Annotated in this window: 21 protein-coding genes; 14 read left to right on the top strand and 7 right to left on the bottom strand. The window is 69.6% G+C overall.

Features of this window, described 5'->3' with window-relative positions; translation table 11 throughout:
• Positions 1–116: 116 nt before the first annotated feature.
• Entirely contained in the window at positions 117–1,310 is a 1,194-nt protein-coding gene (locus tag D7X30_RS17910) for an aspartate kinase (RefSeq protein ID WP_120564132.1), read from the bottom strand.
• A 42-nt stretch (positions 1,311–1,352) separates the two neighbouring features.
• Here D7X30_RS17910 and D7X30_RS17905 point away from each other — a divergent pair, with 42 nt between their 5' ends.
• The 4 genes from D7X30_RS17905 to D7X30_RS17890 are packed head-to-tail and all read left to right on the top strand — an operon-like array spanning position 1,353 to position 5,930.
• Entirely contained in the window at positions 1,353–2,096 is a 744-nt protein-coding gene (locus tag D7X30_RS17905) for an ABC transporter ATP-binding protein (RefSeq protein ID WP_199724373.1), read from the top strand.
• A gap of 17 nt (positions 2,097–2,113) precedes the next feature.
• A complete protein-coding gene (locus D7X30_RS17900; protein ID WP_120564131.1) occupies positions 2,114–2,917 on the top strand; it encodes an ABC transporter permease in 804 nt (267 codons plus the stop codon).
• Between the two features lie 2 nt (positions 2,918–2,919).
• A complete protein-coding gene (locus D7X30_RS17895; protein ID WP_120564202.1) occupies positions 2,920–4,473 on the top strand; it encodes a GldG family protein in 1,554 nt (517 codons plus the stop codon).
• On the top strand, positions 4,470–5,930 hold the full coding sequence (locus tag D7X30_RS17890) for a DUF4340 domain-containing protein (protein ID WP_120564130.1): 1,461 nt from the start codon (positions 4,470–4,472) through the stop codon (positions 5,928–5,930). Before D7X30_RS17895 ends, D7X30_RS17890 begins: the two co-directional genes overlap by 4 nt.
• Positions 5,931–5,937: 7 nt before the next feature.
• Here the strand turns inward: D7X30_RS17890 and D7X30_RS17885 are convergent, their stop codons facing one another.
• Together D7X30_RS17885 and D7X30_RS17880 are read right to left on the bottom strand one after the other, a co-directional pair.
• On the bottom strand, positions 5,938–6,642 hold the full coding sequence (locus tag D7X30_RS17885; protein ID WP_120564201.1) for a metallophosphoesterase: 705 nt from the start codon (positions 6,640–6,642) through the stop codon (positions 5,938–5,940).
• Positions 6,626–7,450, bottom strand: coding sequence for a nucleotidyltransferase (locus tag D7X30_RS17880; RefSeq protein WP_120564129.1), 825 nt, complete (start codon positions 7,448–7,450; stop codon positions 6,626–6,628). Before D7X30_RS17880 ends, D7X30_RS17885 begins: the two co-directional genes overlap by 17 nt.
• 243 nt (positions 7,451–7,693) lie before the next feature.
• Here D7X30_RS17880 and D7X30_RS17875 point away from each other — a divergent pair, with 243 nt between their 5' ends.
• The 8 genes from D7X30_RS17875 to D7X30_RS17840 all read left to right on the top strand — a co-directional run bounded on the left by D7X30_RS17875 (position 7,694) and on the right by D7X30_RS17840 (position 16,358).
• Positions 7,694–8,692: a hypothetical protein gene (locus tag D7X30_RS17875; RefSeq protein WP_120564128.1), complete on the top strand. Its 999-nt coding sequence runs from the start codon at positions 7,694–7,696 to the stop codon at positions 8,690–8,692.
• Between the two features lie 28 nt (positions 8,693–8,720).
• Complete coding sequence (locus tag D7X30_RS17870; protein ID WP_233591625.1) at positions 8,721–9,263, top strand: RNA polymerase sigma factor; 543 nt, start codon at positions 8,721–8,723, stop codon at positions 9,261–9,263.
• Positions 9,260–10,048 (top strand): DUF4384 domain-containing protein, encoded by a 789-nt coding sequence (locus D7X30_RS17865; RefSeq protein WP_120564127.1) that lies wholly within the window; start codon positions 9,260–9,262, stop codon positions 10,046–10,048. Before D7X30_RS17870 ends, D7X30_RS17865 begins: the two co-directional genes overlap by 4 nt.
• Positions 10,049–10,212: 164 nt before the next feature.
• Positions 10,213–11,787, top strand: coding sequence for a caspase family protein (locus D7X30_RS17860; protein WP_120564126.1), 1,575 nt, complete (start codon positions 10,213–10,215; stop codon positions 11,785–11,787).
• Between the two features lie 11 nt (positions 11,788–11,798).
• Positions 11,799–12,764, top strand: a complete 966-nt coding sequence (locus tag D7X30_RS17855; RefSeq protein ID WP_120564125.1) for a hypothetical protein — start codon at positions 11,799–11,801, stop codon at positions 12,762–12,764.
• A 111-nt stretch (positions 12,765–12,875) separates the two neighbouring features.
• Positions 12,876–14,162 (top strand): AmpG family muropeptide MFS transporter, encoded by a 1,287-nt coding sequence (locus D7X30_RS17850; protein ID WP_120564199.1) that lies wholly within the window; start codon positions 12,876–12,878, stop codon positions 14,160–14,162.
• A gap of 143 nt (positions 14,163–14,305) precedes the next feature.
• The gene (pgm, locus tag D7X30_RS17845) at positions 14,306–15,943 is read left to right on the top strand and encodes a phosphoglucomutase (alpha-D-glucose-1,6-bisphosphate-dependent) (protein ID WP_120564124.1); all 1,638 of its coding nucleotides are present in this window, start codon (positions 14,306–14,308) and stop codon (positions 15,941–15,943) included.
• Positions 15,944–16,001: 58 nt separating this feature from the next.
• A complete protein-coding gene (locus D7X30_RS17840) occupies positions 16,002–16,358 on the top strand; it encodes a DoxX family protein (protein ID WP_120564123.1) in 357 nt (118 codons plus the stop codon).
• Positions 16,359–16,374: 16 nt separating this feature from the next.
• Here D7X30_RS17840 and D7X30_RS17835 read toward each other — a convergent pair whose 3' ends face one another.
• Positions 16,375–17,244: an SDR family oxidoreductase gene (locus tag D7X30_RS17835; protein WP_199724371.1), complete on the bottom strand. Its 870-nt coding sequence runs from the start codon at positions 17,242–17,244 to the stop codon at positions 16,375–16,377.
• A 413-nt stretch (positions 17,245–17,657) separates the two neighbouring features.
• On the opposite strand from D7X30_RS17835, the gene rpoZ reads away from it, so the two are divergent.
• A complete protein-coding gene (gene rpoZ / locus D7X30_RS17830) occupies positions 17,658–17,897 on the top strand; it encodes a DNA-directed RNA polymerase subunit omega (protein ID WP_014395366.1) in 240 nt (79 codons plus the stop codon).
• 9 nt (positions 17,898–17,906) lie between these two features.
• Here the strand turns inward: rpoZ and D7X30_RS17825 are convergent, their stop codons facing one another.
• From D7X30_RS17825 to D7X30_RS17815, 3 genes are read right to left on the bottom strand one after another with little or no spacing between them, the layout of a single operon-like run.
• Positions 17,907–18,380, bottom strand: coding sequence for an NUDIX hydrolase (locus D7X30_RS17825; RefSeq protein WP_120564122.1), 474 nt, complete (start codon positions 18,378–18,380; stop codon positions 17,907–17,909).
• A gap of 38 nt (positions 18,381–18,418) precedes the next feature.
• The gene (locus D7X30_RS17820) at positions 18,419–19,090 is read right to left on the bottom strand and encodes a hypothetical protein (protein ID WP_120564121.1); all 672 of its coding nucleotides are present in this window, start codon (positions 19,088–19,090) and stop codon (positions 18,419–18,421) included.
• Positions 19,080–19,679, bottom strand: coding sequence for a hypothetical protein (locus tag D7X30_RS17815; RefSeq protein ID WP_120564120.1), 600 nt, complete (start codon positions 19,677–19,679; stop codon positions 19,080–19,082). Before D7X30_RS17815 ends, D7X30_RS17820 begins: the two co-directional genes overlap by 11 nt.
• Before the next feature lie 441 nt (positions 19,680–20,120).
• On the opposite strand from D7X30_RS17815, the gene groES reads away from it, so the two are divergent.
• A complete protein-coding gene (gene groES / locus D7X30_RS17810; protein WP_014395362.1) occupies positions 20,121–20,411 on the top strand; it encodes a co-chaperone GroES in 291 nt (96 codons plus the stop codon).
• Positions 20,412–20,447: the final 36 nt, after the last annotated feature.

The raw sequence follows: 20,447 nt of genomic DNA, 5'->3' as shown, positions 1-20,447 counted from the left end.
AGAGGGAAGCGCCCTGCCCCCATTGGGAAAGGAAGTTCGACAGAGGATGTCGACTCGTCCCCAGGGACAGCCCGCAAGTCCTCGGATCAATGGAGGTTGCGGGGGCTCGGAGCGTGTCAGCTACCGAGCAGTTCGCGGTGCAACCGGGCCGTGAGGGTCTTCAGATGCGTCTTGTCCACCAGGAGGGTCACCTGAAGTGGCGAGGTGCTCACCGCATGAACCCGGGCGGACAGGGCTTCCGCGGCGGAGAGGGCCTTGCGCAGCGGCACCCAGTCCGCGTTGAGGCCCACGCCCACACAGGTGACCGTGCCCCAGCCGTCCTGCCAGTCCACGCCCGCGCCAAAGCGCGTGGCCAGCTCGCGCTGGAGCGCCTCCGGACCGTGGATGTCCGCGAGCGGCACCGCGAGGTACGTGCGCCCCGGCGCCCCCGGCAGTCCGTCATGGGCGAGCGTGCGGCCTCGGACGGCGCGCGCGTCCAGGAACTCCAGCAGCTCCTGGAGGGGCACGCTGGCGTGGGCGACGAGCACGGCCATCTCCGCGTCCGCCGTCACGCCCTTCACGCGGCTGTCGGTGGGCACGGCGAGTTCCTGCACGCTGGTGCCGGTCCCCTGCCCGTGCGCGGTGCGCGCGAGGATGGTGATGCCGCGCGCCTTCGCCCACTCCACGGCCTGGGCGTTGAGCACCTTGGCGCCGGCGCTCGCCAGCTCCTGCATCTCGTCGTAGCTCAAGGACTCCAGCTTGCGCGCGTCCGGCACCACGCGTGGATCCGCGCTGAAGACGCCGTCCACGTCGGAGTAGATTTCACACGCTTCCGCGTCCAGCGCCGCCGCCAGCGCGACAGCGGTCGTATCGGAGCCGCCGCGCCCCAGCGTCGTCACCTCCTTCTTGTAGGAGACGCCCTGGTAGCCCGCGACGATGACGACCTTGCCGTGCGCCAGCTCGTCCTGGATGCGGTAGGGCCGCACCTCCACGATGCGCGCCTGGGCGTGCGCGTCGTTGGTGATGATGCCGCTCTGGCTGCCGGTGAAGCTGATGGCCGGCACGCCCTGCTCCTGGAGCGCCATGGACAGGAGCGCCATGGAGATGCGCTCGCCGCAGGTGAGGAGCATGTCCAGTTCGCGCCGGGGCGGGTCCTGGGACACGCTCTTGGCCAGCGACAGCAGGTCATCCGTGGTGTCGCCCATGGCGCTCACGACCACGACCACCTGATAGCCGGCGTCCCGCTTCTGCTTCACGCGCCGCGCGACCTTGCCGAGCTTCTCCGCGTCAGCGACCGATGAGCCGCCGTACTTCTGCACCACGATTGGCATCCACGCCTCGCTTCCAGGGCAGTGTAGAGTTCGCCCCCGCGCATGCCAATCACCGAGAAGCCCATCATCGAGGTGCGCAACCTCACCCGGCGCTACCGCGATCGCGTGGCCATCGAGGACCTGTCCTTCACGGTCGGTGAGGGCGAGCTCTTGGGCTTCCTCGGCCCCAACGGCGCGGGCAAGTCCACCACGATGAAGATCCTCACCGGCTTCCTGCCCCCCTCCGAGGGCAGCGCGAAGGTGGCGGGCTTCGACGTGTCCACGCACCCCATGGAGGTCAAACGGCGCATCGGCTACCTGCCGGAGACACCGCCGCTGTACCCGGAGCTGACGGTGCACGGTTACCTGGCGTTCGTCGCGGCGCTCAAGCAGGTGCCCGGCCGCGCGGTGAAGGCGGAGGTGGCGCGGGTGGCGGGGCTCACGGGCGTGGACGACGTGATGGGCCGCGTGCTCCAGAACCTGTCCAAGGGCTACCAGCAGCGCGTGGGCATCGCGCAGGCGCTCATCGGTTCGCCGCCGGTGCTCATCCTGGATGAGCCCACCGAAGGCCTGGACCCCGCGCAGCGCGCGGACCTGCGCGCGTTGATCCGGAGCCTCAAGGGCAGGCACACGGTGCTGTTGTCCACGCACATCCTCCCGGAGGTCACGGTGACGTGCGAGAAGGTGCTCATCCTCCACCAGGGCCGCGTGGTGGCCCATGACGCCATCGACCAGTTGGCGAAGGCCCATGGCCAGGCCGAGCACGCGTCGTTGGAAGAAGTCTTCATCAAGCTGACCGCCGCCTGAACAGGACCCTCAAGCGCATGCGCACCGCCCTGGCCATTGCCCGCAAGGAGCTGGCCGTCGCCTTCACCACCCCGTGGGCCTACGCCGTGTTCACGGCGATGGCGGCGCTCTCGTCGTTCTTCTTCGTCAGCCTGCTGGAGCAGTTCCAGCAGGTGCAGGCCCTGGCGCGCGAGCACGGCTGGAGCAAGCTGCCGCCGGACTCCATCGTCTACCGCAACCTCACGGACGGCGTGGTGGTGCAGCTGTGGGGCGTGGTGTTGATCCTCACGCTCTTCGTCGCGCCCTTCCTGTCCATGCGGCTGTTCGCGGAGGAGAAGCGCCAGAAGACGTTCGCGCTGCTGCTCACGACGCCGGTGCGTCCGGTGGACATCGTGCTGGGCAAGTACCTGGGCGGCCTGGGCCTCATCTTCGTCACGCTGGGGCTGACGCTGGTGTTCCCGGTGCTGCTGTCGGTGGTGGGCACGGGCCCGTCAGGCTCCGCGCTGGAGTGGCCCACGGTGCTGCTGGGCTACGGCGCGGTGCTGCTGTGGGGCGCGACGTGCATGGCGGTGGGGCTGTTCATCTCCGCGCTGACGGAGAGCCAGATGATGGCCGCGTTCCTCACCTTCACCGTGCTGCTGCCGTGGATGCTCCTGCGCAGCGTGGCCCAGTCCACCGCGGAGCCGCTGCGCTCGTTCCTGTCCTATCTGTCCTTCGACACGCAGTTGCACGGGATGATCCAGGGCGTCCTGGAGGTGCAGGCGCTGGTGTTCTTCGCGTCCGTCATCCTGTTCTCACTGCTGCTCACCCACCGCGCGGTGGAAGCGCAGCGCTACGCATGAACATGAGAGCGACCCACGTCACCCGGGTGCTGGGGGCCTTTGGCCTGCTGCTGCTCGCGTCCAGCCCCTTCACGCTGTTCCTCACCTCCGGCAGCGTGGCGCTCGCCGCGGGCAAGGCGGTGCTGGGCGCGGCGATGCTCGCGGCCTACGTCGTCACGCACCGGCAGGAGCTGGGGCGCTCGGGCACCCGCCGCACGGGGCGGTTCCTCGCGTCCTCCGTGCTCACCACGCTGGTGGTGCTGGGCGTGCTGGTGGCGCTCAACGTGCTCGCGTTCCGCAAGAACCGGCGCTGGGATTTGACGCAGGAGCGCATCTTCTCGCTCGCGCCGCAGACGGTGCAGACGCTGGCGGGGTTGAAGGAGAAGGCCCACGCGCTGGCGCTCATCCCGCCCACGCATCCGTCCTATGGCGAGCTGGAGGAGCTGTTCCGGCGCTACCACGAGGCGGCACCGGAGTCCTTCGACTACGTCTTCGTGGATCCGCGCCGCGAGCCGACCCTGGCCGCGAAGTACCAGCTCAAGGACGGGCAGACGCTGGTCATCGTCTCCCGCGGCGAGGGCGATGCCGCGCCCCACACCACCCTGCCCGTCCCCGCCGAACAGGAGCTGACCAACGCCCTGCTCCAGCTGAGCGCGACGGGCGCGCAGAAGGTCTACGTCCTTGAAGGACACGGCGAGTGGTCGCTGGAGGCCTCCGGTGAAGGGCTGACGGAGCTGCGGCGCCAGCTGCTGCGCGAGGGCTACCGCCCCGAACCGCTCAACCTCCTGGGCCGGAAGGAGGTGCCTCGCGACGCGGGCCTGTTGATCATCGCTGGGGCGAAGCAGGCATACACGGCACCGGAGGTCGCGGCGCTGCGCACCTACCTGGGCGAAGGCGGCCGGCTGCTCTACTTCACCGACGCGAACACGGAGGACGGGCTGGGCCTGTTCCTCGCGGACTACGGCGTGCAGGTGGACGAAGGCGTGGCGGCGGACCCGCAGTTCAACTCGGGCAACCCGTTCGTCCTCGTGTCGAACTTCTACGGCAAGCACCCCATCACGCGTCCGTTGCAGGAGCGCGGCTTCAACATCCAGCTGCCCACGCCGCGCAGCTTCACGCTCGTCCGCGAGGGCTTCCTGCTGCCCGGCGTGACGGTGGAGCCCGTGCTGCTGAGCTCCCCCTATGCGTGGGTGGAGTCGCGGCCCCTGGAGGACACCACCCCGTCCAGCGGCGAGAAGATGGGGCAGCTCACGCTGGTGGCCGCCGCCTCCCGGGACACGCGCGCGGCGGAGCACAAGCGCTACGACGAGGCGCGGCTGGTGGCCGTGGGCGATTCGGAGCTGCTGCTGGATCCGAACTGGGGCTACGAGGCCAACCGCAACCTGGTGATGAACGCCCTGGGCTGGGCGTCCCATCAGGCGGAGAAGGTCACCCTGCGTCCTCCCGACCGTGAGACGTCCACCCTGGAGCTCGGTGAGGACCAGATGCGGACCCTGCGCTTCGTATCCACCGACCTGCTGCCCCTGTCGCTGCTGGGCGTGGGACTCGCGGTCTGGTTGTCGCGGAGGAACCGGTGAGGACTTCCACCATCGTGATGCTGGGGCTCTTGACCGTGGGGTGTTCGCGCGACGCGGAGAAGCCCCCCGCTCCGCCGAAGCTCTTCGCGACGGAGCCCGCCGAGCCAACCCGTGGCGCGGCTCCGGATCCGGCGCCCGTCTTCACGCACCTGACGGTGAAGGCGCGCGGCGCCACCACGGAGCTGGAGCGGACGCCGGAGGGCTGGCGGCTTGTGTCTCCCGTGGAGGCGAAGGCGGATCCATACGCGGTGGAGGCCCTGGTGCAGCAGCTCACCTCGGCGAAGTTCAAGGCCACCGTGAATGCCACGCCGACGGACGCGGACCTGAAGAAGTATGGACTCACGTCTCCGACGTTCACCGTGACGGCGCGGGCCTTCCTGCCGGATGCCCACGGTGAAGGCGCGGAGAATCCATCCCGCCAGCGCACCGTGACGCTGGCCGGTGGAGATGAGAACCCGTTCGATGGCTCCGTCTACGTGCGCCGTGAAGGCGACGCGACCGTGTACGCGGCCGACGGGGCCGTGCGGTACTCGCTGGACAAGGGCCCGTTCGAGCTGCGCGCCAAGGAGTTCCTGGGGCCGCTGGACCTCGCGTCGCTCCAGTCCATCGAAGTCAAAGCGAAGGACCACGCGTACGTGCTGACGCGCGAAGCGGACGGCAAGTCGTGGCGGATGGAGAAGCCGGAGCCCACCCGCGCGAACGTCAGCCGGCTGACGGACCTGCTCAAGGCGTTCGAGGCCCATCAGGCCCTGTCCTTCCCGCAGGACACCGCCGCAAACCGGAAGGCACTGGGCCTGGACACGCCCGTCGTGGACGTGCGCTTCGTGCCTGCCTCCGGTGAGCCCATCCGCGTCAGGCTGGCGCAGGTGACTCGCGACGGCGCGACCGTCGTTCATGCACTGCGGGAACAGGGTTCGCGGTCCACGCTGGCGGAGGTAGAAGCCCGCGCGCTGACGACGCTGGACGTGGGTGTGCAGGAGTTGAAGGACCGGCGTGTGCTGTCCTTCCCGCGCGACGACGTGCGGCGCATGGAGTTCCTCCCCGGAGGCAAGGCCGCCCCCGTGGTGGTGACGCGCGGCGCGGGCAACAGCGACGCATGGCAGGTGGAGGGTCCCGGCGGTGGCCGCGCCCTGCGCTTCCGCGTGGTGAAGCTCCTGGGCCGGCTGGAGGCGCTGAAGGCCGCCGCGTTCGGCGAAGCGAAGGTGAAGCGCTGGGAGCGCTACGGCATCAGCGACACGTCCCGGGGCGTCGTGCTGCGCGACGCGGACGGGCGCGAACTGGCGCGGCTGTGGCTGGGCGACGCCGTGCCAGACACGGAGGACCGGCTCTACGCACGGGGCTCCGGGCCGGACCTGGTGGAGGTGTCCATGGGCGCGGTGGCGGACCTGCCCACGCGCGCCTCGGACCTCCAGGAGGCGCCGCCCGAAGCTTCGGACGGCGGAACTCCCGCACCCTGAGGCGGCGCTACACCTCCATCAAGGCGAAGCGCTGCTCGGGTGTGAACTTGGTGAGCAGCGGCATGGCGACGTTGAACACCGGGATGCCGCTCTTCGTCTTGCCCTCGAGCGCGCCGTGGTGCGCGTGGCCGTGGAAGACGTAGGCCGCGCCGTAATGGTCGATGGGCATCGACAGACGGCTCGTCCCCAGGAAGGGACGAATCTCGATGTTCTCCCCCTCCAGCGTCTCCGGGATGGGGGCGTAGTGCATGATCACAACCTTCTTGGGCGTGTCCAGGTGACTGAGCGCGGCCTCCAGCTTGAGCGACTCGGTGACGGCCTCCTGCACGAAGGACTTCGTCTGTCCTTCGCCGAACGCCTGCAACGTCGCGTTGCCGAAGCCGCCTCCGAAGCCCTTCACCCCCGCGACGCCCAGCACCTTCTCGAAGATGAAGTGGTCACCATCGAGGATGTGCACGCCGACCTTGGAGAGCTCCGTGCAGATGTCCTTCACCTGCCCGTGCTCGTAGTCGTGATTGCCCAGCACCGCGGCGCACGGGACGCGCAAGGCCGAGAGCTCCTCGGCCAGGACCTTGCCCTCTTCAATCATCCCGCGATCCGTCAAATCCCCGCACAAGAGCAGCAGGTCCGCCGAGGCGTTCACCTGTTTGACGAGCTGACGGAAGCGCCCGTGCTGGTCCTCCCGGCAGTGCAGGTCACCGACCGCTGCCAGTCGAATCTTCGAGCTCGGATCTCGCGCCACGGGCTCCCTCCTCGGGTCTGTCCTGTTCGTCCCACGCCCTGCCGTCCCCAAAGCCCCAGTGGTGGATGTCCACGTGATAGTTCACCTTGGACACCAGGTTGCCCCGGCACAGCTTCTCGTCCCAGCTGCCGTCGCGCACCGTCTGGAGCGTGCGGCTCATCAACTCCGTCATCACGTAGTTGGGCACGATGTCGCGCTCGCTGGGATACGCGAAGCGGAACATCATCAGGTGGCTGAGCAGCACCTCCCAGTAGCGGTCGAAGCGCCGGAGGATGCGGTCCCAGTCCATCTCCCGCCCCGCCTTGAGGATGAGGTGGTTGATGTCCGCGCCGTCATAGCGCTCGCGCTCGGTGACGAAGGCCTTGGACCAGATCATCTCCTCGGCCGGCGCGATGAGGCACTCGTAGCCGAAGATGGTGGCCTTCCTGGCGTTGGTGAACCACTCGTCGTCCACCGTCGCCACGCCGTTGCCGGAGGAGAAGATGAAGTCGACGAAGTAGTCACCCTTGTACGCCTTGTAGAGCCAGACCTCGTCCGGCCGTTCCGTGCGCCAACCATCCTTCTCCAGCACGTCCAGGGCGCGGATGGCGTCCTGCTTGCGCGGGAACAGGTCCAGGTCCTTCGTGTCGCGGTAGATGCCGGTATAGGTGGCGTAGGCATACGCCCCACCCACTACGAACGGCACCCCGGCCTCATGCAGTAGACCGACGGCTCTGGCGCGGGCGTTGATCTCGTCCGGCGCACGCTCCCGCTCGGCCAGCGTGGCGTCCGTACCCATCTCCCCGGGATGGTTCGGGTGTCGTTTTTCCATGGGCGAAAGGTAGGGATGCCCCATTTCAACCGTCAGGCAGGCGGCCGCGGGCGCCCGGAGAGCAGGCAGCCAGACGCCAAGCTCCTGGTTTCACTGTGCTTTTCCACTCCTAGCGAGCGCTTTTTCTATTTTGCGGCCGGCCTGTGTCCATAGGGGCGAATTCACTGCCGCACGGCCCGCACAAGACGGGCCCTGAAAGGACGCCCGACCATGCTGCGCAAGAGCTTGCTGTGTGCCTCCCTGCTGTTCGTGGGCTGCAACGACGCCCAGAGCAATGACGCGGACACGTTCCGTGACGGCCTGCCCTCCAAGGAGATGACGCAAGTGAAGGCGCCGAAGGCGAACGGCCAGGGCCTGACGGCGGCCGGCCCCTCCGCGCAGTACGGACAGGGACAGAAGGCGGAGTACTACCAGGCGACGGTGAACGCCACGGTGGCGGTGAACGGCGGCACGCTGTGGGTGCTCAACCTCATCGAGCAGATCTCCAAGTATCCGCCGACGACGTTGGAGGAGAACAAGGCGGTGTGGGGCCCGAGCACGGACGCGCTGAGCCCCACCACGTGGCGGCTGACGGTGACGAAGTCGGGGGAGGCGTCGTTCTCCTGGGTGCTGGAGGGTAAGGCGAAGGGCGAGGAGGACAGCGCCTTCCGCGCGGTGCTGTCCGGCACGCAGCAGGTGGCGGTGGACGCGGACGGCGAGCGCGTGAAGGGCTACGGCTCCGGCGAGCTGTTCATCGACTGGGACGCGGCGCACACCCTGCCGGATGCCGACGACAACGTGGGCACGGTGGAGATCCGCTACTCGCGCCCGAGCGCCTCCGCGGAGGCCACGGTGGACGCGGACTTCCACCAGGTGCGTGACGACAAGGACCCCAACAAGCGCGTGGACGGGACGTACCACTACAAGGCGTCCGCGACGGCGGGCGGCGAGTTCGAGTTCGCGACGTTCGATGACATCGCCGCGGGTGAGGCGCTGCCCGTCATGATGGAGAAGCTGTCCATCAAGAGCCGCTGGACAGCGACGGGGGCCGGCCGCTCGGACATCCGGGTGACGGGGGGCAACCTGGAAGACGCGGCCACGCTGAACGAGTGCTGGGACAAGAACTTCCTCAGCACCTACTTCCGCGTCAGTTTCATGCCGCGCCTGGGCTACGGCGAGGAAGCAGAGGCCTGCGGCGAGTTCACGGCGGCGGTGTACTCGTCGCTGTGAGCCGGGTCGCGGTAGGCTTGCGCCGCGCGTGACCGGACCGACCCCGCTGGCCCTGAAGGTGGTGCCTCCCCGTCCCAACGAGGACCGGCGGGCCGTCCTGCGCGATTTGTATGTGAAGTATGGCGGCAGCGTGCGTGAGCGCTGCCGCTACCTGCTGAAGGACGCAAGCCGGGCGGAGGACGCGATGCATGACGTCTTCGCCCGAGCGCTCGTGCACGGGGAGTCGTTCCGGGCGGAGGCATCTCCGCTGACGTGGCTGATGAAGATCGCCACGCACCACTGCCTCAACCAGCTGCGCTCGGAAGGGGCGGCGTGGCGGAAGTGGTTCGCGAGGGACGAGGCGGCCCGCTCGGAGGGCCATGGCGGCGCGGAGGAGATGGAGACGCGCGACCTGGTGCGCAAGCTATTGGCCCGGGTGGACGCGGAGACGCAGGCTGCGGCGATCCACTACCACGTGGACGGGATGACGCTGGAAGAGGTGGCCGCGGTGCTGGGGCGTTCGGTGCCCACGGTGCGCAAGCGGCTGGAGCACTTCGCGGAGCTGGGTGGAGAGGAGCTGAGCGTCCGATGAGCGCGCACGAGTCGAGTTGGACATTGCGCCGCCTGCACGCCGGCGAACTGCCCGCCCCGGAGGCCCAACGCGTCCAGGCGCATGCGAAGGCGTGCGAGGCGTGTGGCGCGGCGCTGAGGTCCTTCGCGGACGCGCAGGCCGCGTTCGAGGCGGAGGTGCCCTTCGAAAGCTTCGAGGCCGGCGTGGAGCGGGCCCGCGCGAGGCAGGCCTCGAAAGAGCAGGCGACGCGCTCGCAGTGGGTCCGGCCGCTGATGGCGGTGGCGGCGTCCGTGGTGGTGCTGGTGCTGGCGCGTCCGCTGCTGGAGACCGGCGGGAGGACGGATCCCATCCAACCGCCCGTCACGGGCAACCGCATCAAGGGCGGCGCGGGCGCGGAGCTGCGAATCGGTGGAGGCGCGGAGCCGCAGCGGGTGGCGAGCACGGAGGCGCCGGAGGCGTTGCAACCCGGTGAGCGCGTGCGGCTGGGCTACACGGCGGACGCGTACCGCTACGTGGCGGCGCTGTCGGTGGATGCGCAGGGCGAGGTGACGCCGCTGTATCCGGAGTCCGGGGACAGCCTCTCGGTAGAGCCGAGCGCGGGGCAGCGCTGGCTGCCGGAGAGCGTGGAGTTCACCGGCGCGGGTGCGGAGCGCGTGGTGCTGGTGCTGACGGACGCGCCCGTGTCCATGGACGCACTGAGTGACGCGGCCCGGAAGGCCTTCGTCGCCGCGGGCCGAGATGTCACACGCATGGCCCCGCTGGACGTGGCGGGTGCGCAGACGCAGTGGATCTTGCTGAAGCCATGAGCGACGGCCCTGTGAAACAGGTGCTCGCTCCCGTTGCGGCCTGGGTACGGGCCGCGTTCACGCGACTCCTCGCTCCAGGGGCGTGGCGTGCGCCGTGGAGCGCCTCGTCGGCGTGCACAGTGCCTGCTCGCGCGTCAGGGCTCGGGCGTTCGTGGGCCGCGGCGATGCGGGCGTCGATTCCCGCGCTGGTCCTGGCCTCCAGCACCGCGCAGGCGGACACACTGCACCGCTTCGCGCTCATCGCGGGCAATGACACGGGCGGCGCGGACACGCGGCCCTTGAGCTACGCGCGCGACGATGCGCGCAAGATGCACGACCTGCTCACGCGGCTGGGCGGCGTGTCTCCGGCCGACGCGAAGCTCCTCCTGGATGACGACGCGAAGGACTTCCTCGGCGCGCTGTCGGAGCTGGAGCAACGGGCCCGCGCGGCCCAGGCTCGCGGCGAGCGCACCGCGCTGTTCGTCTACTACTCCGGTCACGCGAAGGATGGCGCGCTGCGGCTGGGTGATTCGCGGCTCGCCTTCGATGCGCTCAAGCGCCGGCTGGCGGACGCGCCCGTGGACATCCGCATCGCCATCCTCGACTCCTGCCGCTCCGGTGCGCTCACCCGCACCAAGGGGGCTCGCAAGGCCCCGGCCTTCGACGTGGAGTCCGGCGCGGCACGCGATGCCCGGGGTGTCGTCATCCTCACCTCCAGCGCCGCGGACGAGGACTCGCAGGAGTCGGATACGCTGGGCGGCAGCTACTTCTCCCATCACCTGGCCAGCGGCCTCCTGGGAGACGCGGACCGCAGTGGCGACGGACGCGTGACGCTCTTCGAGGCGTATTCACACGCCTACGCCCGCACGGTCGCGGACACGGCCGACAGCAGCGCGGGCCCCCAGCACCCCACGTTCAGCTACGACCTCGCGGGCAACGGCGACCTGGTCCTCACCGACCTGCGCGCGAGCGCCGAAGGCCTGGTCGTCCCCGGCAACGCCCCCGCGGGCTCCTACTACTTCGTGGATCCGGGCGGCCTCGTGGTCGCGGAGCTGGACAAGGCCGCGGATACCGAGCGCCGCGTGGCCCTGGCCCCCGGCACCTACCGCGTGAAGCGCCGGCTCAGCGACCGGCTGCGCATCGGCGAGGTGGAGGTCGCTCGCGGACGCACGACCATCCTGCAGGAGCCGCGCTTCAAGGACGCGCCCTTCTCCGACGACCCCGTGAAGGGGGCGATGCTGGACAAGGGCGCGTGGTGGACTTTCGGCCTCACCGGCGGCTTCCAATCCTTCTTCGACGCCCAGACGCGCCAGTCCCTCTTCCTCTCCGTGCCCCTCTTCGGCGCGGAGGCCGAGCTGCACGACTACTTCCGCCGCGACTGGGTCTGGGGCTTCGACGCGGCGGTGGGCGGCACGAATGGCGTGCTGTCACTGCCCACGCTGGCGGGCCCGGCGTACCGCTACTCCGTGGTGAACGTGGGCACCAGCCTCACCGCAGAGTGGCCCGTGGGCCGCTTCGCTCCCTTCGTGGGCGTGCGCGTCGCGTACCTCATCATGGGCCGCAAGTTCGACGACACGGCGTTCCCGGATCAACGCTTCGCCATGGTGTCGCCGGGCCTGGCGACGGGCGCGCGCTTCCAGCTCACGCGGAAGTTGAACCTCACCGCGCGCAGCCGCCTGCAGTACCTCCAATACACCGTCGACGCGCAGCGCTCCCTGGGGTTCTGGGAGCTGGCCGCGCTCCTCACGTACGAGCCATGAGGGAGCACGTGATGCGAACCCCAGCCCTGGCCCTCTGCTGCCTCCTCGCGGTCGCGTGCGGCGGCGACTTCTCCAACGACGACCTGGAGTTCCAGAACGCCCTGCCCCAGCGCGAGGACCTGGCCGCGAAGCTGCCGGACAGCGCCCGCTCCGGCCAGGGCCTGGGCACGCGCAATCAGCGGCTGAGCGCGTCGCTGGTGCTGGGCGGCACGTCGGAGCTCGCCCTCCAGGCCTACCAAGAGGGCACGCGGTTCAACACCAGCGTGGACAGCCTGCTCGCCCTGCTGGAGCTGTTCCGAAACGCCCCGCCCACCACGCGCGAAACCGACCGGCGCATCTGGGGCCCCTTCCCCTCCGACGATCACCCGGGCCACGAGCTGCGCTTCGTGATGGAGCGCCAGGACGCCTCCTTCGAGTACCTCCTCCAATTCCGCCCCCGGGGCGGTGGCGAGGACGCGTGGTGGACCTACCTGCCCGGCACCTTCAAGGCGGACGGCGGCATCCGCAAGGGGACCGGTACGCTCGCGCTGGACCTCAAGGCGGCCCGCGCGCACGGCATGGACACGGGGGACGCGAACACCGTGGACCGGCTGGACATCGACTACCAGACGAAGGCGCTGCCCACGCGCGTGGAGCTGCTCTTCACCGGCGCGGGCGCCACGACTCCCAACACCCGCTATGCGTCGCGTCAGACGCCCGAGGGCCTGGGGGAGATGGCGTTCCGGTTGCCGAGCACGGACCTGATTCCCGGCGGGCTCCTGGAGACGCTGGACATCCTGGCGCGCTGGACGCCGGATGGCCGGGGCGTGCTGGTGCTCAACATCCTGGACGGGGACGCGAAGGGCGCGCAGTACACGGAGTGCTGGGACACCCGGACGCGAATCACGTTCATGCAGCGCAACTGGGACTTCATCACCCCCACCGAGGGCGACCGCCGCACCTGTCCGGACGTGTCCGCGCTGGACCCGAAGCCCTGAAGAGGCCGCCCGGGCTCAGGGCCGGACAGCAGCCGGGCGGACAGTCCCTGGCCGTTGGAAGGTGACGCGCGGGGTGGATTCTCTATGCTGGCGGCGGTTTCCCGCGCCCCCATGCCCAACTCCTCGCTTCTCACCGTCTTGAAGAGCCGGCGTATCTGGCTCCTGATCGCCGTCGGCTTCGCGTCCGGCCTCCCCCTGTGGCTGACCGGCGTCACGCTGTCCGCGTGGATGAAGAACGAGGGGGTCAATCTCAAGACGATTGGCATCTTCAGCCTGGTGGCGCTGCCCTACACCTTCAAGGTGCTGTGGGCGCCGCTGATGGACCGCTACACCCTGCCCTTCCTGGGCCGGCGGCGCGGCTGGATGCTGCTCACGCAGGTGCTGCTCATGGGCGCCATCGCCGCCATGGGCCTGGTGAACCCGAAGGACGCCCCGCTGGCCATGGCGTGCATGGCGGTGGTGGTGACGTTCCTGTCCGCCAGCCAGGATATCGTCGCGGACGCGTGGCGCACGGACATCCTCCCCATGGAGGAGCGCGGGCTGGGCAACTCGATGTACGTCACCGGCTACCGGCTGGGCATGCTCGTGGCGGGCGGGCTCGCGTTCATCCTGTCGGATCACCTGGGCTGGTCCCAGACGTACTACGTGATGGGCCTGCTCATGGGCGTGGGCGTGGTGGCCACGCTGCTGGCCCCGGAGCCCCAGAGCGTGCGGCCTCCGCGCAACCTGGCGGATGCCGTCGTGCGGCCCTTCGTGGACTACTTCCGCCGCAAGTACGCGCTGGGGGTGCTGGCGTTCCTGGTGCTCTACAAGCTGGGGGATGGCATCGCCGCCAGCATGGTGACGCCCTTCTACATCGAGCTGGGGTTCTCCAACACGGAGATTGGCACGCTCAGCAAGACGCTGGGCATGGTGGCCACCATCAGCGGCGGCCTGCTGGGCGGCGTGCTGATGGTGAAGCTCAGCATGCGCCGCGCGCTGTTCATCTTCGGCGCCGCGCAGGGCCTCACCAACCTGGCCTTCATGGCGCTGGCGCTGGTGGGCAAGAACGACCTGATGCTCGCGGGCGCCATCGCGGTGGACAACGTGTGCACGGGCCTGGGCGTGACGGCGTTCGCGGCCTTCATCATGTCGCTGTGCCACAAGAGCTTCAGCGCCACGCAGTACGCGCTCTTGTCCGCGCTGGGCACCATCGCCAACCGGCTCATCGGCTCCATGTCCGGCTTCCTGGCCACGTGGATGGGCTGGCCCACGTTCTTCGCCTTCACCGCCGCGGCGGCCATCCCCGCGCTGGTGCTGCTGATGTTCCTGCCGGAGCACGCCGCCCAGCCCCAGGAGGACGAGCCCCCCGCGCCCGAGGCCGCCCCGCCCGCGGCCTCCGTCGCCGTGGCGCGCTGACGGCTTCCGGACACGCGCCCCCGTCCCGACCGCCCGCGCCCCGCCCGCTACTGGACGGAGCGCGTCAAGACGGGTGAGGCGCGCGACAGGGCCTGTGACTTCGGCTCCCCTCTGAATGCGCGCGCGGCTAGGGTTGCCCCGTCATGGCCCACCCTTCCGCTGGCAAGCCCCTTTCGCGCGACCTGCTGATCAACCCCGAGAAGCTGCGCGCGCAGTACTACGACGACACGCCCGACGCGTCCGTGGCCGAGCAGCGCGTGGCCTTCGGCACCTCCGGTCACCGGGGGAGCGCCGCGCGCCGCAGCTTCAACGAGGCGCACATCCTCGCGGTGGCGCAGGCCCTGTGCGAGTACCGCAAGCAGCAGGGCCATGACGGCCCGCTCTTCCTGGGCATGGACACGCACGCCCTCTCCGAGCCCGCCCAGCGCACCACGCTGGAGGTGCTGGCCGCCCACGGCGTGGAGGTCCGCTACACGGACGGCGCCACGCCCACGCCGGTCATCTCCCACGCCATCCTCACGTACAACCGGGGCCGCACGAGCGGGCTCGCGGACGGCATCGTCATCACCCCGTCCCACAACCCGCCGGAGGACGGCGGCATCAAGTACAACCCGCCCAACGGAGGCCCCGCCGACACGAACGTCACCTCGCTGGTGGAGAAGCGCGCCAACGAACTGATGGCCGCGGGCAACAAGGGCGTGCAGCGCGTCCCCTACGAGCGGGCTCGCGCGAGCGCCTCGGTGAAGGCGTACGACTTCATCACCCCGTACGTGGCGGACCTGGCGAACGTGGTGGACCTGGACGTCATCCGGGGCGCGAAGCTGAAGCTGGGCGCGGATCCGCTGGGCGGCTCCAATCTGGAGTACTGGGCGCCGCTCGCACAGAAGTACGGCCTGGACCTCACGGTGGTGAACCCCACCGTGGACCCCACCTTCGGCTTCATGCCCGCGGACCATGACGGGAAGATCCGCATGGACTGCTCGTCGCCGTACGCGATGGCGAACCTGGTGAAGCTCAAGGACCAGTACGCGCTCGCGTTCGGCAACGACACGGACTCCGACCGCCACGGCATCGTCACCCGCAGCATGGGGTTGATGAACCCGAACCACTACCTGTCGGTCGCCATCAACTACCTCTTCCGCAACCGGCCGGGCTGGAAGGCGGACGCGGCGGTGGGCAAGACGCTGGTGAGCAGCAGCCTCATCGACCGCGTGGGCAAGGACCTGGGCCGCCGCGTGGTGGAGGTGCCGGTGGGCTTCAAGTGGTTCGTGGACGGACTGCTGGACGGCTCGCTGGGCTTCGGCGGCGAGGAGAGCGCGGGCGCGTCCTTCCTGCGCAAGGACGGCACCGTGTGGACCACGGACAAGGACGGCATCATCCTGGACCTGCTCGCGGCGGAAATCCTGGCGCGCACCGGCAAGGACCCCGGCGAGCACTACCAGGAGCTGGCGAAGAAGTTCGGCGCGCCGCTGTACACGCGCATCGACCAGCCGGCCACGTCCGCGCAGAAGGCCGCGCTGAAGAAGCTGTCGCCGGAGGCGGTGAAGGCCACGACGCTCGCGGGCGAGCCCATCCTCCAGCGCCTCACGCGCGCGCCGGGCAACAACGCGGACCTGGGCGGCCTCAAGGTGACGACGGAGAACGGCTGGTTCGCCGCGCGTCCGTCCGGCACGGAGGATGTGTACAAAATCTACGCGGAGAGCTTCCGCGACCAGGCGCACCTGGACACCATCGTCCAGGAGGCGCGCGCCATCGTCGCGGAGGCGTTCGCCGGAAAGTAGGCGTGGACTCAGGCGCCTCGCGCGGGGTTCGATGCCGCGCGAGGAGCCCCCACCGCCCATGGACGTGAAAACCATCCTGCAGTACGTGCTCGCGCTGTTCATGGTCGCCGCGGGGGTGAACCACTTCCTCAAGCCCCGCATGTACATGCGCATCATGCCGCCGTACCTGCCCCGCCCCCGGGAGCTGGTGCTGCTGAGCGGCGTGGCGGAGGTGCTGCTGGGCATCTTCCTGCTGGTGCCCGCCACCACGCGGCTCGCGGCCTGGGGACTCGTCGCGCTGTTCGTGGCGGTGTTCCCCGCGAACATCTACATGGCCCAGCACCCGGAGCAGTTCCGGAAGATTCCCCGGTCCCTGCTCTGGGCGCGGCTGCCACTCCAGGTCGTGCTCATCGCGTGGGCGCTCTGGTACGCCTGAGCACGCCGGAGCCTCGTCAGCGCCAGAGCGGCGCGTGGTCCTCGATGTACTGGCGCACCGTGCGCGTGGGACGGCCCAGCAGGTTGGTGAGCGTGGGGTCCACCTGCTCCGCCTTCCCGAAGCGAAGCCCCACGTGCATCAGCGTCTGCATGCCCAATTGGCCCCATGACAGCCGGCGCTGGTGCAGGTGGCGCACGTAGCCGGGCACCGACGCGGGCACGTAACGGATGGGCCGGCCCAGCACCTCCGACAGCACGGACGCGACCTCCTCGAACGTCACGGCCTCCAGGCCGGTGAGCGTGAAGGCGCGGTTGCGCAGCGACGTGTCCAGGAGCGCCCGCGCCGCCACTTCGCCCACGTCGCGCACGTCCACGAAGGCCACCTTGCCGTGGCCCGCGGGCATGTAGAGCCGGCCGTCCTGGCGGATGTCCTCGCGGTACGCGTCCCCCAGGTTCTGCGCGAAGAACGCCGGGCGCAGCAGCGTCCACCCGATGTTGGAGCGCATCAGGTGCGCCTCCACCGCGTGGTGCGGCGCCCATGCGCGCGTCTCCGCGCCCGCCATGGACAGGAACACCACCTGCTTCACGCCCTGCGTGGCGGCCGCGTCGATGAACGCGTTGAGCGTCCCTTCCGTGTGGGCGATGGCCGGCGGATGCATCAGGAACACGCCCCGCACGCCCTCCAGCGCGGGGAGGAACGTCTCCGGCCGCAGGAAGTCCAGCGGCATCGGCATCACGTCCCCGTCCATCTCCTTGAGCAGCGACACCGTGTGCTCCGGCGACTTCACCGCCGCGCGCACCGCCACCCCTTCGGCCAGGAGCGCGCGCACCACCGCGCGCCCCACGTTGCCCGTGGGCCCCGTGACGAGCACCGGCCCACTCACCACGGCCAACCCTCCGCAACCCACCGGACACGGCCGGCGCCAGACGACGCTCCTGCGCTCATGAGGAACCTCCTCCCGCGAACCCGCCACCCCGGAAACCGGCCGGCGACGGGGCGATTTGGACCCACCCTGGCGTCCCATTCCCTACGCGTAAAAACGCACCCGTTTTGATCCGTTGAGGCCTTCGCTCTCAAATTCCGGAAGTTGAGAATGGAGCGTACGGCAGCCAACACCTCGCGTGTGGGAGGGTCGGCTGCCGAGCACACGGCGGAGGGTGGAGGGCGGGCGGGGAGGCGGTGCCCGGCTGGACGCCCGGCGGAGCTTCCGGCCCGCCATCCTTCCTTGACTGATCCGAACCCGCTCTTTAGGTTGAGAGGCTTCCACCGGCTTCAAATCAGAGCCAAGAAGGATGTTCCATGGCCCGCGTTACCGTTGAAGACTGCCTTCCCTACGTGGACAACCGGTTCGCGCTGGTGCTCCTGGGCGCCAAGCGCGCGCGCCAGCTGATGGCCGGCGCCCGGCCCATCATCGAGACCTCGAAGAACAAGCCGCCCGTGCTCGCCCTGCGCGAGGTCGCCACCCAGCGCGTGAAGTTCGACCGCGACGTGCGCGAGGCGCTGTCCGGCAAGTACGTGGGCGAAGAAGCCAAGAAGTAGCGTTCCGCCCTACCCCGGCTCCTTCCCCTCCACGGGGGGAGGAGCTCCGGGCGCCAGGCCCTGGGCGCGCATCCACCGCAGCGCCCGGCCGGCGACGGCCTTCTCACCCTTGTAACCCAGCGCCGGAATCAGCCCCTCGAGCGGCATCCAGCGCACCTCGTCCACCTCCACGCGCGGCCCCGGCAGCGGCCCCAGCTCCCCCGCCTCGTAGCGGAAGAGGAAGAAGTGGACGCGCTTGAAGATGCGCTGTCCCCGGAACTGGTAGACGTAGCGGATCTCCCCCAGGGGCGCGAGCAGCGCCACGGAGAGCCCCGTCTCCTCCCGCACCTCGCGCTGCGCGGTCTGCTCCGGCGTCTCGCCGGGATCCACGTGGCCCTTGGGCAGCGCCCACAGGTGACGCCCGTGCGGACGGATGACGGCGACTTCCCAGGCCCCGTCCTGGAAGCGGATGACAATGCCTCCTGAGGACGCCTCGCGCGGCATGCCTCCACCCTACCCGATGCAGGCGGCGGCCGGGGCCCTCAACCACCGTGCGCGAAGTGGCGCAGCTTGGCCTCCGCTCCCAGCCGGTAGGCATAACGCAGGTCGCCGAGGAGCCGGTCCAACCGCCGGCTCAGGACGTGCCCCATGAGCCGCGCGCAGAAGCGCCGGGACAGCCGGTTCGCCTCCTCGTAGCGCCAGCGCTCCTCCACGGACAGCAGGGGCTGGTAGGCCACGCGGTCGAAGAGGCGCCCCAACAGCTCCCGCGCCCACCCGGCCACGCCTTCACCCCAGCGGTGCATGAGGCACACGACGAACTTGTCCACCTCCGCCTGGGCCTCCAGCTCCAAGAGCGACACCGTGCGCTCGTAGTGCGCCGTGTGCGCGACGTAGAGGAAGTGGCTGACGCCTTCGGTCACCTGGCAGTAGCCGTCCAGGTCGCCCTCCAGCACGGAAGCGAGGGGGCTGCCCGCGTAGCGTTCCATGCGCTCGCGCAGGGACGGGTCCAGGTAGAGCGCCACCTCCAGGCCGCCCCGGGCCTCCAGCACCAGCAGCTCCTCCGGCGCGCGCCCGGTGCCGCCCAGGAGCGCGGCGACCTCCGCGTCCACCACCACGAAGGCCTCCGCGCGGGCCTCGCACCGGAAGCCGTAGATGGCCTCCAGGTGGGCCTGGAGGCGCCCCACGAGCGGGAAGTCCCCAGCGTCAGTTGGCAAGCGGCCCCTTGCGCGGGATCCACCCCGCGTCCACCAGCACGCGCTCCAGCTTGTCGTTGCCCGTGCGCACCCAGGACTCGTAGACGCGCAGCGCGCCCGCGGGCCCCGCGCTCACCAGGCCCCGCGCGCTGATCTCCTCCAGCACCTCCGCGAGCGAACGGAACTTGTCGCACAGCTCGCGGTACACGCCGGTGAAGCCGCCCGCGGGCACCAGCTCCGCGACCTGTCCGTAGGCCGCGCCGCCCATCTGGATGTAGTAGTCCGGGCCCACCATCCCCTGCTGCAGCGCGCCGGAGAAGAAGCCGACCTTGTAGAGCGACACGTCGCCCAGCCGCCGCAGCGTGCGGATGCGCTCCTCACGCTCCTGCTGCAGCGCGCGGTGGTACAGCTCCGCCAGCGGTTCGTGGTCCCGCCGGCCCTCCGCGTCACGGCTGAACAGCTTGTCCGTGGCCGCGAACTCCGCCAGCAGGTTCACCAGATAGAACTCGGTGGACTCGCCCAGCGCCACCCGCTGCCGGGCCGCGACCTCCAGCAGGAGCTCCCGGAAGAACTCCTTCAGCGAGGAAGAGGACGTCACCAGTCCGCTCATCGAGCACACCTCCCGGTTTGAAGCCTGGAAGGCCCCCGGGCCGGCGCCCGGACCTACCAGGACACGCTTCCGACAAGCCTAGCCATGTCGCACGGCGTTAGCAAAACGGACCCAAGTCTTATCAGGCACTTACGCTGGCACTCATCCGGGGCGAGTGCCAACGTCCGGACACCCGGCACGGCCTTGCGGGCAGGTGTGACAAGCGGGAATCTTTTTCGGAAAAGCCCAATCAGGACGGGAGTTTAGCGGCATCCAGACAGATGCCCCGACGTCGCTTGACGAGGTGAAGTCCCTGGTTATTATCCGCCGCGCCTGGGCGTTAGCACTCAGCGGGTGCGAGTGCCAACGCCGGGGCCCACAGGACCTTTTCAATCACCCCTGCGGCATCCCGGTCCGGACCTTCCGTCCGCCTCCGGCCGCCGCGATTCACAGGAGCAAGCCATGAAGATTCGTCCCCTGCAGGATCGGCTCATCATCAAGCGCGTCGCCGAGGAGAACAAGACCAAGGGCGGCCTCTTCATCCCCGACACGGCGAAGGAGAAGCCGCTCGAGGGCAAGGTGATCGCCGTCGGCAACGGCAAGGTGCTGGAGGACGGCAAGGTGCGCGCCATGGACATCAAGGCCGGCGACACCATCCTCTTCTCCAAGTACGCGGGCACGGAGATCAAGCTGGACGGCGAGGATCACCTGATCCTCCGCGAAGAGGACGTGCTGGGCATCATCGAGAAGTGAAGCCCGCCGTTCGTCTTCCCACTCACAACTTCTAGA

Source organism: Corallococcus sp. AB011P (assembly GCF_003611605.1).
GTDB classification, from domain to species: Bacteria; Myxococcota; Myxococcia; order Myxococcales; family Myxococcaceae; genus Corallococcus; species Corallococcus coralloides.
The sequence above is the reverse complement of the archived record's forward strand: the minus strand, read 5'-3'. Positions and strand labels throughout refer to the sequence as shown.